8 protein-coding genes, 2 tRNA genes and 3 rRNA genes are annotated in these 15,622 nt (G+C 60.1%); 3 read left to right on the forward strand and 10 right to left on the reverse strand.

Annotated features, from left to right (window positions below):
* Positions 1-96: 96 nt before the first annotated feature.
* Positions 97-1,305, reverse strand: coding sequence for an ABC transporter substrate-binding protein (locus ACEN8U_RS00300; RefSeq protein ID WP_013591562.1), 1,209 nt, complete (start codon positions 1,303-1,305; stop codon positions 97-99).
* Positions 1,306-1,550: 245 nt separating this feature from the next.
* Here ACEN8U_RS00300 and ACEN8U_RS00305 point away from each other — a divergent pair, with 245 nt between their 5' ends.
* Both ACEN8U_RS00305 and ACEN8U_RS00310 read left to right on the forward strand, forming a co-directional pair.
* Positions 1,551-2,414, forward strand: a complete 864-nt coding sequence (locus ACEN8U_RS00305) for a FadR/GntR family transcriptional regulator (RefSeq protein WP_310109648.1) — start codon at positions 1,551-1,553, stop codon at positions 2,412-2,414.
* 87 nt (positions 2,415-2,501) lie between these two features.
* Positions 2,502-2,966, forward strand: a complete 465-nt coding sequence (locus tag ACEN8U_RS00310) for a hypothetical protein (RefSeq protein WP_310109623.1) — start codon at positions 2,502-2,504, stop codon at positions 2,964-2,966.
* A 164-nt stretch (positions 2,967-3,130) separates the two neighbouring features.
* On the opposite strand, the gene rrf is transcribed toward ACEN8U_RS00310, so the two are convergent.
* The 5 genes from rrf to ACEN8U_RS00335 form a co-directional block, all read right to left on the reverse strand.
* Positions 3,131-3,244 (reverse strand): 5S ribosomal RNA (gene rrf / locus ACEN8U_RS00315).
* 212 nt (positions 3,245-3,456) lie between these two features.
* Positions 3,457-6,338, reverse strand: a 23S ribosomal RNA gene (locus ACEN8U_RS00320).
* Between the two features lie 306 nt (positions 6,339-6,644).
* Positions 6,645-6,720 (reverse strand) — tRNA-Ala (locus ACEN8U_RS00325).
* A 63-nt stretch (positions 6,721-6,783) separates the two neighbouring features.
* A tRNA-Ile gene (locus tag ACEN8U_RS00330) sits at positions 6,784-6,860 on the reverse strand.
* Between the two features lie 74 nt (positions 6,861-6,934).
* Positions 6,935-8,467, reverse strand: a 16S ribosomal RNA gene (locus tag ACEN8U_RS00335).
* Together the 16S, 23S and 5S rRNA genes with 2 tRNA genes alongside form the textbook arrangement of a ribosomal RNA operon.
* Before the next feature lie 824 nt (positions 8,468-9,291).
* Here ACEN8U_RS00335 and rpoD point away from each other — a divergent pair.
* Positions 9,292-11,286 carry an RNA polymerase sigma factor RpoD gene (rpoD, locus tag ACEN8U_RS00340; protein WP_013591559.1) on the forward strand — a complete coding sequence of 665 codons (1,995 nt, stop codon included), beginning with the start codon at positions 9,292-9,294 and terminating at the stop codon, positions 11,284-11,286.
* 103 nt (positions 11,287-11,389) lie between these two features.
* Here rpoD and ACEN8U_RS00345 read toward each other — a convergent pair whose 3' ends face one another.
* From ACEN8U_RS00345 to ACEN8U_RS00360, 4 genes are all read right to left on the reverse strand, one after another.
* A complete protein-coding gene (locus ACEN8U_RS00345) occupies positions 11,390-11,782 on the reverse strand; it encodes a hypothetical protein (RefSeq protein WP_310111829.1) in 393 nt (130 codons plus the stop codon).
* A gap of 326 nt (positions 11,783-12,108) precedes the next feature.
* Positions 12,109-12,909: a YfaP family protein gene (locus ACEN8U_RS00350; RefSeq protein WP_310111827.1), complete on the reverse strand. Its 801-nt coding sequence runs from the start codon at positions 12,907-12,909 to the stop codon at positions 12,109-12,111.
* Between the two features lie 22 nt (positions 12,910-12,931).
* Positions 12,932-13,816, reverse strand: coding sequence for a YfaP family protein (locus tag ACEN8U_RS00355; RefSeq protein ID WP_310111824.1), 885 nt, complete (start codon positions 13,814-13,816; stop codon positions 12,932-12,934).
* Positions 13,813-15,612 (reverse strand): DUF2300 domain-containing protein, encoded by a 1,800-nt coding sequence (locus tag ACEN8U_RS00360; RefSeq protein ID WP_310111822.1) that lies wholly within the window; start codon positions 15,610-15,612, stop codon positions 13,813-13,815. Before ACEN8U_RS00360 ends, ACEN8U_RS00355 begins: the two co-directional genes overlap by 4 nt.
* Between the last annotated feature and the right edge of the window lie 10 nt (positions 15,613-15,622).

Below are 15,622 nucleotides of genomic sequence, written 5' to 3' on the forward strand. Positions count from 1 at the left end.
GCCTGAAGGTTAGGCGAAACGTTGCTGCGTTAATGCGTGCCCCGCTGGGCCCCCGACACCGTCCGGTCGCGGCGAAGCTTCGCGCGCGGTTTCGCGTCAGGTCAGCTTGCAACCGGTCTTGTCGAGCGGCAGGAATGATTGGCCCGAACTCACGATATCCGCGTAGTCGTCGGCATTTTTCATCTTGCTCTTCGCCTTACCCTTCAGCAGATAGTAGTTTTTCAGCACCTGATGATCGCCCTTGCGGACTTCTTCGGGTCCTGTCAAACCGTCGTATTTCATGCCTTCGAGCGCCGCGACCACTTTCTTCGGATCGACATTGCCGGCCTTGACGATGCCGTCGAGCAAAATCTTCGTGCAGACGTACGAGCCCGCGAGGCTGTAGTTGGGATTGGCCTTGAATGCCGCCTGCGTGCGTTTGACAAGATCGCGGTTGAGCGGCGAATCGATGGCATGCCAATACTGCGCGCCGAAATAGACGCCGTCGCACAGATCCGCGCCGAGCGACTCGAATTGCTCGAGGCCGGAAGCCCACGCGAGCAGGATCGTGCAGTTGTTTTTCATGCCGAAACTCACGGCCTGGCGCAGCGTGTCCGACGATTGCGAGCCGAAGTTCAGGATGAGCAGCACGTCAGGCTTCGCGGCGACCGCATTCGTCAGATAGCCGCTGAATTCCTTTTCGTTGAGCGAGTGATAGCTGTTGCCCACGTGCTCGATGCCTTTGTCCTTGAAGACCGCTTTCGCCGCGGACAGCAAACCGTCGCCGAACACGTATTGCGGCGTGATGGTGTACCAGCGCTTGGCCTTCGGCAGCATCTGCGCGAGCGGGCGCACCGTCTGTTCAATCGCGCCATAGGTGGGTACGGACCAGCGGAAAGTGGCGTCATTGCAGTCCTTTCCGGTGATTTCGTCGGCGCCCGCCGTCGTGATGAAAACGCCGCCGGCCTTCTGCACTTCCTTGCCCATCGCCAATGCTTCGGACGACAAAATACCGCCGGCGAAGAACCGCGCGTTCTTTTGCTGCGCGATTTCCTGCACGCGGCGCACTGCCGTCGCCGGCTTGCCCTCGGTGTCCAGCACCGAATAAGCGAGCGGTTCTCCCAGCACCTTGCCATATTGTTCGATGGCGAGCTTCATGCCGAGATCGGCGTATTTGCCGTTTGCGGCGAATGCGCCCGACATCGGTACCGGACAGGCGAATTGAAGGGTGCCCGCCTGGGCAAAGGCGCTGCGCGCGACGAGCGAGCCAAGCGTGCCCGGGACGGCCGACAGCGCGGCCAGCTTCAACATATTTCGGCGATTCAAAATGACGCTCCTTCGAAGAGACACGCACTGAACGACTGCGAAAACCTGCTGGCCGCCGAGAACTTTTTCACCGCTTCGGCTCTGTGCTATTTATCATGATAAATAGGTTAGAAACGATCGTAGGTACAATAAATTCCGGTGTCAATAAGGCAAAATTCCTGGTGGCGACGACGCGCGACGGCCTGCGTTGCGGTGGACGTTGGCGGAACGCGGATGGTGCAGTACACAAAATGGGAGTAGTGAACATGGCCATGGATCGAGCCAAGGCTGGCGCGGCGATCGAGATCAAGCAGCAAAAGCGCGCCGATCTGGTCGCGGAGGAAATCAAGCGCTTGATCACAGAGAAGGATCTGAAGCCCGGCGACCGGCTGCCGCGCGAGGTCGAACTGCAGCAGCTCTTTTCGGTGAGCAAGAGCACGATTCGCGAGGCGCTGAAATCGCTGGAAGTGCAAGGGCTCATCAAGGTGACAACTGGACCGAGCGGCGGCGGCATGGTGGTGGAGGTGCCGCTGGATCGAACGTTGCAGCTTCTGCAGAACTATCTGTTCTTCAAGGACGTGTCTATCGACGACATTTACACCGTGCGCAAACTCCTCGAGCCGGAGCTCGCGGCCGGGGCGGTGCCCTACCTGACGGAGCAGGATTTCGACGCGCTCGAGGCGAGCATCGCGTGTTGCGACCGGCCCGCTTCGGTGCACGGGGGCCAGGATATCGTGCGGCAACGTCAGGAGGATGTGAATTTCCACGACATTCTCGCTGCGGCGAATCCGAATCCGTTTCTGCGCTTCAGTTGCGAACTCATCAACGAGATGATCCGGCAACTGATCGAGTTCCGTAACGATACGCCGCAGGCTGAGCATGAGCGGTTCGGACAGGCCAACGTCAAGATTCATAAGGCGATTACCAAGGCGGCACGCGAGCGTGATGTCGAAAAAGTGCGCGAACTGATGACCGTGCATATGACCGAGGCGCCCCGGTACGTGAAGCGGATGAAAGGGAAGTTGCGAGGGAGATTGATACTGGATTCTGAGATCCGTCGGCGGGTGCGGGCGCGCAACGTCGCGCCGGCGGATTCCGCTGAGATTAATGGGCTGGACGGCGGGGATTGACTCGGGATTGGCGCCGGGGTTCGGCGGGCTCAACCTTTTTTCGCGCGCGCCGTTATTGCATCTGCACAGGCACAATTCTGAACCTTCATGGCACAACCTATCCCGTTTTCCCGACCTACCGGCGCTGGCCGCGCCCGCCACGCCAAGGCAATGCTGCTGCCGATCGCCCGTCAAGTCGCCGATGATCTCGCCTTGCGCGTACATCTGGCGCTGGATGCGTTGCGCCGAGGCGACGGCGGAATGGGCGACGCTCAGACGCTGACGCAAGTGATGCTGTTGACGGGCTTTCTGGCGGAAGCTGGCTTCGGATCAGCGACCAGTGAGCAGCTCGGCGCGGCGGAGCGCGTGATAGCGAAGGCGTTCGATATTGGGCGAGATACCGGGAGATGGGCGCTAGACGAAGATGAATTTGTGCTTTTTGCGCAAATAGCGACGAACTACGATCAACAATTGCATCGCGCCCCGCTGTGGGCAATCACCGAAGCGAGCGAACGGCTCGATCGCTTTACCGCCGGTTTGCCGCATCAGCTTCCCGCACGCAAGAGGGCTTGACGGCCACGCTTAACTGGCTGAAACCGCGAAATGGCTGCACGGCGTGCAGTCATTTGCTGATGGGCTTGTTGGGGGCATCCGTTTTGTGTGGCGTTGGTTTTTCCGCGGTCCGTAAACGCAGAAACCCCACCTTTGCGGGGTGGGGTTTCTGACGGTGGTGGGGAGCCTGACGATTACCTACTTTCACACGGGTAATCCGCACTATCATCGGCGTGGAGTCGTTTCACGGTCCTGTTCGGGATGGGAAGGGGTGGGACCGACTCGCTATGGTCATCAGGCTTTGACGGGTTGCCGTACTGCCGGTGGGGCAATACAGCCAATCTGGAAGAAGTAGTTTCTGGTGATGCACACCAGGCGATGCGGGGTTGTGCTGTATCGGGCACAACATGGATCTCAACCGTGTGTGGTCTGCATAAGACCCTGCGCGTGGCGCAGGGTGGGGCATCCATAAGTGCTGAAGCACTCACGGCTGCCGACACACACCTGTTATAGGATCAAGCCTTACGGGCAATTAGTATCAGTTAGCTGAACGCATTACTGCGCTTACACACCTGACCTATCAACGTCCTGGTCTTGAACGACCCTTCAAGGGGCTCGAAGCCCCGGGGATATCTCATCTTAAGGCGAGTTTCCCGCTTAGATGCTTTCAGCGGTTATCTCTTCCGAACATAGCTACCCGGCGATGCCACTGGCGTGACAACCGGTACACCAGAGGTTCGTCCACTCCGGTCCTCTCGTACTAGGAGCAGCCCCCTTCAAATATCCAGCGCCCACGGCAGATAGGGACCAAACTGTCTCACGACGTTTTAAACCCAGCTCACGTACCTCTTTAAATGGCGAACAGCCATACCCTTGGGACCGGCTACAGCCCCAGGATGAGATGAGCCGACATCGAGGTGCCAAACACCGCCGTCGATATGAACTCTTGGGCGGTATCAGCCTGTTATCCCCAGAGTACCTTTTATCCGTTGAGCGATGGCCCTTCCATACAGAACCACCGGATCACTATGACCTGCTTTCGCACCTGCTCGACTTGTCGGTCTCGCAGTTAAGCACGCTTATGCCATTGCACTATCAGCACGATTTCCGACCGTACCTAGCGTACCTTCGTACTCCTCCGTTACACTTTGGGAGGAGACCGCCCCAGTCAAACTGCCTACCATGCACTGTCCCCGATCCGGATTACGGACCAAGGTTAGAACCTCAAACAGATCAGGGTGGTATTTCAAGGATGGCTCCACGCAGACTGGCGTCCACGCTTCACAGCCTCCCACCTATCCTACACAGACCGGTTCAAAGTCCAATGCAAAGCTACAGTAAAGGTTCATGGGGTCTTTCCGTCTAGCCGCGGGGAGATTGCATCATCACAAACACTTCAACTTCGCTGAGTCTCGGGAGGAGACAGTGTGGCCATCGTTACGCCATTCGTGCAGGTCGGAACTTACCCGACAAGGAATTTCGCTACCTTAGGACCGTTATAGTTACGGCCGCCGTTTTACCGGGACTTCAATCAGGAGCTTGCACCCCATCATTTAATCTTCCGGCACCGGGCAGGCGTCACACCCTATACGTCCACTTTCGTGTTTGCAGAGTGCTGTGTTTTTATTAAACAGTCGCAGCCACCAGTTTATTGCAACCCCTTCACCCTTCTCGCGCAGGCGAGTCAAGCTACAGGGGCGTACCTTATCCCGAAGTTACGGTACCAATTTGCCGAGTTCCTTCTCCCGAGTTCTCTCAAGCGCCTTAGAATACTCATCTCGCCCACCTGTGTCGGTTTGCGGTACGGTCTTGTTGAACTGAAGCTTAGAGGCTTTTCCCGGAACCACTTCCGATTGCTTCGTGACCTAGATCACTGGCCTCGCACCCTTGAATTCCGCGCCCGGATTTGCCAAAGCGCCTTCTCCAATGCAAGGACCGGGACTTCCAACACCCGGACAACCTTCCGCGATCCGTCCCCCCATCGCATTCAACAATGGTGCAGGAATATTAACCTGCTTCCCATCAGCTACGCATTTCTGCCTCGCCTTAGGGGCCGACTCACCCTACGCCGATGAACGTTGCGTAGGAAACCTTGGGCTTACGGCGAGGGGGCCTTTCACCCCCTTTATCGCTACTCATGTCAGCATTCGCACTTCCGATACCTCCAGCACACTTTCCAGTGCACCTTCGCAGGCTTACGGAACGCTCTCCTACCATGCATATAAATATGCATCCGCAGCTTCGGTATATGGCTTAGCCCCGTTACATCTTCCGCGCAGGACGACTCGATCAGTGAGCTATTACGCTTTCTTTAAAGGATGGCTGCTTCTAAGCCAACCTCCTGACTGTTTTAGCCTTCCCACTTCGTTTCCCACTTAGCCATATTTGGGGACCTTAGCTGGCGGTCTGGGTTGTTTCCCTCTTGACACCGGACGTTAGCACCCGATGTCTGTCTCCCGTGATTGCACTCTTCGGTATTCGGAGTTTGCTATGGCGTAGTAATCCGCAATGGACCCCACAACCATGACAGTGCTCTACCCCCGAAGGTGATACACGAGGCACTACCTAAATAGTTTTCGGAGAGAACCAGCTATTTCCAGGTTTGTTTAGCCTTTCACCCCTATCCACAGCTCATCCCCTAACTTTTCAACGTTAGTGGGTTCGGACCTCCAGTACGTGTTACCGCACCTTCATCCTGGCCATGGATAGATCACCTGGTTTCGGGTCTACACCCAGCGACTGAACGCCCTGTTCGGACTCGCTTTCGCTACGCCTGCCCTAATCGGTTAAGCTTGCCACTGAATGTAAGTCGCTGACCCATTATACAAAAGGTACGCCGTCACCCCCTTGCGAAGGCTCCGACTGTTTGTATGCATGCGGTTTCAGGATCTGTTTCACTCCCCTCCCGGGGTTCTTTTCGCCTTTCCCTCACGGTACTGGTTCACTATCGGTCGATCACGAGTATTTAGCCTTGGAGGATGGTCCCCCCATCTTCAGACAGGATTTCACGTGTCCCGCCCTACTTCTCGCATACCTAGTTCTTCCAATCTGTTTTCGCTTACGGGGCTATCACCCGCTATGGCCGCACTTTCCAGAGCGTTCAGCTAACAGTTCAGATAAAGAATGCAGGCTGCTCCCATTTCGCTCGCCACTACTCTGGGAATCTCGGTTGATTTCTTTTCCTGCGGTTACTTAGATGTTTCAGTTCACCGCGTTCGCCTCACATGACCTATGGATTCAGTCATGGATACTCCATTCGGAGTGGGTTTCCCCATTCGGACATCTACGGATCAAAGCTCGTTTGCCAGCTCCCCGTAGCTTTTCGCAGGCTACCGCGTCCTTCATCGCCTGTGATCGCCAAGGCATCCACCACATGCACTTGTTCGCTTGACCCTATAACGGGTATGTCTCATCGTGCTGGACACGACAGGACCCACTCGCTACAGGTTGAGTATTCGTGTTGCGCCGTATTCCAAAGCGATCTTTCGATCACCTTTAAAATACATCGATACAATCACAACCCTGATTCACCTACTCGCGCACCCATCTCCAGGCACACTTTCGTGAATCTCTTTACTACTTCTTCCTGATTGTTAAAGAACGTTCAGCCGATATCACGACTGGATCGTGCATCACGCTGACTGGCTCAATTGCCAATGCATAACGCTCAGCTCGCACTGAACACTAGGCATTGGGAATTGGTGGAGGATGACGGGATCGAACCGACGACCCCCTGCTTGCAAAGCAGGTGCTCTCCCAGCTGAGCTAATCCCCCCGCGGGTCACACAGATACAGGGGACCTCAGTAAGCACCCCGGTCAGCCACCACACAAGACAGCTGGTGGGTCTGGATGGATTCGAACCATCGACCCCCGCCTTATCAAGACGGTGCTCTAACCGACTGAGCTACAGACCCCTGCGTCTGTCTGCGTTTCTTTACTTACAGCCGATAAGCGTGAGCGCTCAACACCCTGACGCGTCAAGCTCTGGAAAGGAGGTGATCCAGCCGCACCTTCCGATACGGCTACCTTGTTACGACTTCACCCCAGTCATGAATCCTACCGTGGTGACCGTCCTCCTTGCGGTTAGACTAGCCACTTCTGGTAAAACCCACTCCCATGGTGTGACGGGCGGTGTGTACAAGACCCGGGAACGTATTCACCGCGGCATGCTGATCCGCGATTACTAGCGATTCCAGCTTCACGCACTCGAGTTGCAGAGTGCGATCCGGACTACGATCGGTTTTCTGGGATTGGCTCCACCTCGCGGCTTGGCGACCCTCTGTTCCGACCATTGTATGACGTGTGAAGCCCTACCCATAAGGGCCATGAGGACTTGACGTCATCCCCACCTTCCTCCGGTTTGTCACCGGCAGTCTCCCTGGAGTGCTCTTGCGTAGCAACTAGGGACAAGGGTTGCGCTCGTTGCGGGACTTAACCCAACATCTCACGACACGAGCTGACGACAGCCATGCAGCACCTGTGTGATGGCTCCCTTTCGGGCACTCCCACCTCTCAGCGGGATTCCATCCATGTCAAGGGTAGGTAAGGTTTTTCGCGTTGCATCGAATTAATCCACATCATCCACCGCTTGTGCGGGTCCCCGTCAATTCCTTTGAGTTTTAATCTTGCGACCGTACTCCCCAGGCGGTCAACTTCACGCGTTAGCTACGTTACCAAGCCAATGAAGGCCCGACAACCAGTTGACATCGTTTAGGGCGTGGACTACCAGGGTATCTAATCCTGTTTGCTCCCCACGCTTTCGTGCATGAGCGTCAGTATTGGCCCAGGGGGCTGCCTTCGCCATCGGTATTCCTCCACATCTCTACGCATTTCACTGCTACACGTGGAATTCTACCCCCCTCTGCCATACTCTAGCCCGCCAGTCACAAATGCAGTTCCCAGGTTAAGCCCGGGGATTTCACATCTGTCTTAGCGAACCGCCTGCGCACGCTTTACGCCCAGTAATTCCGATTAACGCTTGCACCCTACGTATTACCGCGGCTGCTGGCACGTAGTTAGCCGGTGCTTATTCTTCCGGTACCGTCATCCGCCACGGGTATTAGCCACGGCGTTTTCTTTCCGGACAAAAGTGCTTTACAACCCGAAGGCCTTCTTCACACACGCGGCATTGCTGGATCAGGGTTGCCCCCATTGTCCAAAATTCCCCACTGCTGCCTCCCGTAGGAGTCTGGGCCGTGTCTCAGTCCCAGTGTGGCTGGTCGTCCTCTCAGACCAGCTACAGATCGTCGCCTTGGTAGGCCTTTACCCCACCAACTAGCTAATCTGCCATCGGCCGCCCCTGTAGCGCGAGGTCCCGAAGGATCCCCCGCTTTCCTCCGCAGAGCGTATGCGGTATTAATCCGGCTTTCGCCGGGCTATCCCCCACTACAGGACACGTTCCGATGTATTACTCACCCGTTCGCCACTCGCCGCCAGGCCGAAGCCCGCGCTGCCGTCCGACTTGCATGTGTAAGGCATGCCGCCAGCGTTCAATCTGAGCCAGGATCAAACTCTTCAGTTCAAACCTGTTACTGTTTTCGGGCTCTCTCGAACCCGGTCGCTCACTCAACGTACTGACGAATGATTAACCTCACTCCTCCATAGAAGAGTCAGGCAACCTTCCTTTCATTACTGTGTGAGACTTGATACTTTCGCTTTTCCGCCAGACCCCGGAGAGTCCGGCGTAGCGTCGTCGCATCAAGCGCCCACACTTATCGGCTGTTAGTTTTTAAAGATCGGTTCGCACACTTCGCAGCGCCTGATTTCAACCACCCGGCACCGCTTCGTTCTGCGTCGCTGCATCAGCAGCAGAGAAGCGAGATTATGAAGACCAAGTGACAGGTCGTCAACCCCCTTCTGCGAATTTTCTTTTGCATAAACACCGATCGGCGCCAAAAAACTTCGCGCTATATATAGAGGGGTGTCTGCACACAAGCAGGGACAAGCGATACAAGCCGACACTGGCAAGCCGCCCGCACTCATGTGAGAACGAACAAGTTCGTCTATAGTTGTGACTCGGTGCTTTTCCGCGACACGCGCCTCGTTGCAGTCGCAACTTTTTTGTACCGGCTCGGCTGCCCGCGAGCCACGCCCAGCACGCAGACCGACAACAACCTGCGACGAATTGCTGCGCACAATGCGCGCGAAGGCGCAAGCTCGTATATAATGCGAGCCGCGCGAATTTCGCACATTCTATCGGCCCGCTCCATGCGGGCTCATCTTTTTTGCTCCCCAGAGCACACAGCCCTATAACCGCGTTGAGTCACTCAGGTGATGTTGAGCCATGCTCGAAACGCCTGACGGTCGCGTCTTGCGTCTCATAGCGAAGCCTCTAGAGGAGAATACGTGAACCCTTTTGATCGCGAAGATTCGCAACACGAAACCGCCGCCTACACGAAAGCTCCGTCGGGCCGCACGCCGAAGGGCAAGGGCGCGGGTAAAGCGATCCCCGTGGCGGCCGAGCTGCCGCCGCAGCAGGCCGAAGAGCGTCAGCGCCAGATGCGCGCGCTCATTCAGTTGGGCAAGGAGCAAGGCTACCTGACCCACGCGCAGATCAACGACCACCTGCCCGACAACTTCGCGCAGACGGCGGCGATCGACAGCATCGTCAGCGCATTCAACGACATGGGCGTGCAGGTCTACGAGCAGGCCCCGGACGCTGAAACGCTGCTGCTGAACTCGAACGCGCCGGCCGTCGTGTCGGACGACCAGGCGGACGAGGAAACAGAGGTTGCCTTGTCCACGGTGGACTCCGAGTTCGGCCGCACAACCGACCCTGTGCGCATGTACATGCGCGAAATGGGCGCGACCGAACTGCTCACGCGCGCGGGCGAAATTGCCATCGCGAAGCGTATCGAGGACGGTCTGCACGAAATGGTGCAAGCCATCGCCGGCTGCCCGCTCGCCATTTCCGCCATTCTGGCCAGCGCCCAGCAGGTGGCGGACGGCGAACTGCGCATCGACGAACTGGTTGACGGCCTGAACGAAGACAACGTCGCAGCTGAAGAAGAGAACGTCAGCGCCGACGCCTCAGCAGACGAAGACACGGACGCCGAAGATGACGAAGACAGCGATGGCGACGACGACGTCGGCCCGGCCGATTCCTCGGCCGCTGACGAAGCACGCCTGAAGCAACTCACGAGCGACTGCCTCGAAATCTTCGCGCAGGTCGGCATTCTGTACGACCAGATGAACGCCTCGCACACGCGCGGCGACGTGAGCTCGAAGGCGTACCAGAAGGCGCGCGAAGAGATCCAGCAGCATCTCGCGAAAATCCGCTTTACGGCGCGCACCATCGACCGTCTGTGCGGCGACGTGCAGCATCAGGTCGCGCAGGTCCGCGCGATCGAGCGCAACATTCTGCAAATCGTCGTCACGAAGAGCGGCATGCCGCGCGAGAAGTTCATCGAATCGTTCTCGGGTCATGAAGCCGATCTCGGCTGGACCGAACGCGCAGCGCGCGGCAACACGTCGTACGGCGCGGCGCTCGAGCGCCACCTGCCGGCCATCCAGTCGGAACAGCAGAAGCTGATCGACATTGAAGCCACCGTTTCGCTGCCGCTCAAGCATCTGAAAGAGATCAACCGCCAGATGGTCGCGGCCGAATCGAAGATGCGCAAGGCGAAGAGCGAAATGATCGAGGCAAACCTGCGTCTCGTCATTTCCATCGCGAAGAAGTACGTCAATCGCGGCATGCTGTTCCTCGACCTGATCCAGGAAGGCAACATCGGCCTGATGAAGGCGGTGGACAAGTTCGAATATCGCCGCGGCTGGAAGTTTTCCACGTATGCAACGTGGTGGGTCCGTCAGGCCGTGACGCGTTCGCTCGCCGACCAGGCGCGCACGATCCGCGTGCCGGTGCACATGATCGAAACGATCAACAAGCTGAACCGCATTTCGCGCGAGATCCTGCAGCAGACCGGTCAGGAAGCGCACCCGTCCGTGCTGGCGGAACGCATGGATCTGTCGGAAGAGAAAGTGCGCGGCATTCTGAAGATCGCGAAGCAGCCGGTCTCGATGGAAACGCCCGTCGGCGATGACGGCGACGCCACGCTCGGCGACATGATCGAAGACTCCGCGGCTTCGTCGCCGGCGGATGCGGCCATGCAGGCCGACCTGCGCGCCGCCATCGACGACGCGCTCGATTCCCTGTCGCCGCGCGAAGCGAAGGTGCTGCGTATGCGCTACGGCATCAACACGAAGTCGGACCACACGCTGGAAGAAGTGGGCAAGCAGTTCGACGTCACGCGCGAGCGCATTCGCCAGATCGAGAGCAAGGCCATGCGCAAGCTCATGCATCCGAGCCGTGCAGACCGCCTGAAATCGTTCCTCGACCGCTAACCCAAATCCGCCTCATCGCGCTTGCCGTGCGCCCTGCACGGCAAGCGCGCCCCGCCTGAAGTCCTCACATCTCAAAGTCCGCCAGGCTCCCACCCGAGCAGTTTCAGATCAGCAGCGAGATGATCCCGCCAAGGGTGATGCCCGCCGCGAGCCAACGCCCGGCCGTGTAGAAAGCGTTGCGCTCTTCGGCCGGCTGATCCGGCCGCTCCAGCCCGAGCGTGCCATACGCAAACGACTTGACCGCCGACGGATCCGCGTCCGCCGCGCCGTTGCTTTGCGCATCGGCCGCGTTCGTGCCGTCTACGGCGTTTGCGTGCTGAGCCGCCGCAGCGGCGCCTTCGCTGGAGATGTGCACCGCATCGTCCTGCGTCGACGTGTTCCAGGCAGCCAAACGCGACGCGGCGTCATCGTTGCGCGCCACGGATGACGACGCGGCATTCTCCGTTGCGCGAGCGGCAGCCTGGGTTGTCGACGGCAACGCGCTGTCGATCTGCATTGCAACCTCCGTTTATTTGCTTCAAGGCGTTCGGCGCAGAGCCGGTTACAGGCTCTATCGACCCTTGCCGGCCGAAACTTGACCTCCCGTAAGGGACGGTAAGTGCAAGCGGGGGGCGTTCAGCCAGAAGTCACGCAACGAGACTGTCGGCCACACCGCGTTTGTCCACAGAAAATGTTTGCAAGCCTGTGGATATCCTGCGCAAGAGTCAGCCAAGTATCTGAGCGCGCAGGGTTTTCGCGCCCTGCATGCGACAAGTCGCAACTCGACAGGCAACACGAAACAAAGCGAGGCAACAGCCGCCATGCGACGCAGCCACGCGCCGCTCAGGGCACGACAAACGTCTTCACGAGCGTGAGTTCGCCGGCTTTGCGCATCGGCACGCGGATCGTCTCGCTCTTTTCGTCGGGCGTGTTCTCGTTGGTGATGATCGTCACCTGTGCGACGGTCATGTCGCTGCGGCCGCTGCCACTGCCGTAGTAGTTCACGTAGACGAGATAGGTGCCCTTAAGCGGTGCCGCCGACGAATAGATTTCCGGTCCATAACCCGTCGTCACGTCGACGTCGAGCGCGCCGCCGTTCGGCGTCACGCGGTCGCCGTACCATGCATGCGCACCGTCGGGCGAGACGACATGCAAGTCGAGATCCGTGCCGTCGGTGTCCCACGCGAGCACGACGCGCAGCTTCGGCTGCGTCTTGCCGCTGTAGGCGTCGTAAAACTGCACGCGCTTGCGGCTGCCGTCCGGCGCGCGCAGCTCGACCCCGTTGCTGCCGGCAGGAAACGCGTACGGCCGCGAGAACTTGCCGTCTTCCTCGATGCGCTGCGGCAACGGCGTGCCGTCCACGACCAGCGTGCCGACCGCGGTGCCTTTCTTCTTCGGCGCGTTGCGGATCTGCCCTTCGATCAGCGCGGACTTCGACTGCCCCTCGGGCGTCGCGACTGCAACAGCCGGATAGTGCACGTCCTGCGTGTAGCGCTCGTTGCTGTCGCCGCCCGAATTGCGCCAGCCGTTCAAAGGCGCATTCATGTCGATATCGCTCGCGCGCGCGGCCGACGCGCCCAGCCAGCATGCGAGGACCAGCAAGCTGAGGCCCGTGCTCATCCGTCCTGTCGTTCTGCGCTTCATCGTGACTGCTCCCGTCCCGCTGTCAAAGTCGCTCGCTCTTCACGAGCATGAGATCGCCGATTTTGCGCAACGGCACGACCATCGTCTCACGCCGTTCGTTCGGCGTGTTTTCGTTGAAGACGAGCGTCAACGTCGCCGTGATCACGTCGCGATCGTGCGCGGCGGCGTCGAAGTTATAGCCCGTCGAATCGAAGTTGCCCCAATAGTTCAGAAAGAACAGCCACGTGCCGCGCTCCGGCGCCGCGGACGAAAAAATGCCCGGCCCCGCGCCGTCCACGGAATCCACATCGAAGCCGCTGCCGTCTTCCAGCGTCGGATTGGCGAAGAACGCGTGCAGGCCGCCCGGCGTGATGACGTGCAGATCGACCTGCGCATGCGGGTCGTCCCACGTGACCATGGCGCGCAGCTTCGCCTGCGGCTTCGTGCGGTCCCCTTCGTAGAACTGCATGCGCTGACGCTGCCTGCCATCGGCGGAAATCAGCTCGATGCTGTTCGAGCCCGCGCCGAACGCCCACGGCCGCGCGAACGCGCCTTCGTCGTCGGTGTAAAGCGGCGTGGGATTGCCGTTGACGACGAGTGTGGGCGGCTTGCGCGCGTGCTTGTCGATCTGCTTCAGGCGCCCTTCGATCAGCGTGCGATAGCGCTGCGCGCCGCGATCGACGGGCGGCCGCGGATAAGCCGCGACGAATTGCTCGCCCTCGTTGGTCAGCCCGCTATGACGCCAGCCGCCGAACGCGCCGGTGAGATCGGCGACCGCGCCGCCGGCGCCAGCCGCGTAAGCCTGCGTGCCAAAGCCGGCCGTGCACATGCCGAGCGCTGCCGCCGCCACCAACATCGCGGCGCGCGAGCGAACCCCACACGCCACCGAAGGCCGCATCAACGGGAATAAAAAGGTGACGTCTTTCATTGGATCGGATTGTCGGTACGAATCAGGAGACGCGCGGTGCGCTCCACAAAATCTTCATCGAGCCCACGTGGATGGTGCTGAAACGCGAGATGAACATATTCATGCGCGAGCGCGATGCGATCTTCCTCGGTCTGCAAGCGGTACACATACACGCGGTTGCGCTGTGCATCCGCATACGGACGCCCCTCGCGGACCGCGCATACGGCAGGCAGATCAGGCGTCTCATAGCCGGCCATGCCGTCCATGCGCCGCGCCCACAACGGTGCATTGCGCTGCAGCCATTCGCGCGCGCCGGCGACCGCGATGCAATCGCCGGACAGCGGACTCATCGACGACGTCAGCGTCGCTTGCGGCCACGTGCGCGCGAGGATCGCATCAAAGGTGAGACCGGTTTGGGCGAACGCCTTCGCGGCGAGCCAGCTCATCTGCCCCGGCGCGGCCTTGTCGTGGTGATACTGCACCGGCACGCCGGCCAGCACGAGCGCGTCGGTGAAATCGGCCGCACGACGGGCCGCCGCCGTCGGCGCGCGCGGCAAAACGCGTTGTGTGCTGCTGCTGTCGTCGATCCGCAAGCAGCCATGGTCGTGTACGCCGTGCTGCACGGCGTAGGTGCGCGCCGCCACGGCCAACGCCTTGGCCGCTTCCGGCTGCGCCGTGTCGCCTTCGCGCTCGACCACGCGCGCCACATAGTCGTTCATGCCGAAGCGGCCGACTATTTGCGGCGCGCCGGCTGCATTGCGATCGAGCCGCAGCTCGCCGCGGCTCGTCACGCGCGCCCAGTTGCCGTTCACAAAGCCGACGCGAAACTCGCCGTTCAGCGGCCCGTCGGGCACGGCGGCAGAACGGTTCACGCCCTTTTCGCCGAGCACTTCGCGAACCGCATAGCGGCTGAAAAAATCCACGACGACGCACGCGCCGTCATCCGGCACGGCGATTTGCGCGAGCAGCGGCGCGATGCGCGGAGCAGCCGACGCGAGCACGCGCGCACTCCCGCCCGGGCCGCCGAGCCACACCGGCGTGCCGTCGGCGAGCCAACCGGCAGCGCCGCCCACCGACGCGCCCGGCCGCGCCGCGTCCGGCATCGTCCATGTCTTCGCGCGCAGCAGGCTGCCGTAAAGCGCGACCGTGCCTTCGCCGCGGCCGCTCGTCAGCACCGACACGAGCGTGCTCGCCGCCGCTTCGCGCGGTCGCGCCGGCATCGCCTGCAAGGCGGCGAGCAGTTGTGTGACGGGCACGCGCTGCGCTGGCGTCATCGCGTGCAAATCGCGCAGCCAGGCCGGCGCATGTGCGGCTGCCCAGTACTTGCGCCAGTCGGCGGGATCGAGTTGCAACCGCGCGGGCTCGAAAAAGCGTCCGCACGATTGCACGAGCGCGTGTTCGCGGTCGACATGACCGCCGGTCATACAGCAATACACTTCCTCGGGATCGCCGCCGCTGCACGTATAGTCCGGCGTCGCGATGTTTCGATCGACAAGATAGCCATACACGAAAAGCTTCCACACGCTGCCGAGCGGCGTCTCCAATGTGGCGGGCAACGCGAGCGCGGATTGCGGCGAGAAGCCGACAGCGGCGCCCTCGGCGGCGGTCTGCCAGAGCTGGCTTTGTCCGTCGCGCAGCCATGCAAAGCGCAAGGCCGGCTGCGACGCGGCAGGCGGCGAAGCCAAAGCCGCGGCCCGAGCGCTGCTCGCATCGGCGCCGCCCAAGGCGCACGCCGCGTACGCCGTACCCATGGCGAGCACCATGCGCAGCATCGCTGCAATGCGTTCGCAGACAGGCCGAGGCAACACGCGGACCATGCTCGCGCCT

The organism is Paraburkholderia phenoliruptrix (genome assembly GCF_047325075.1).
GTDB lineage: Bacteria > Pseudomonadota > Gammaproteobacteria > Burkholderiales > Burkholderiaceae > Paraburkholderia > Paraburkholderia phenoliruptrix.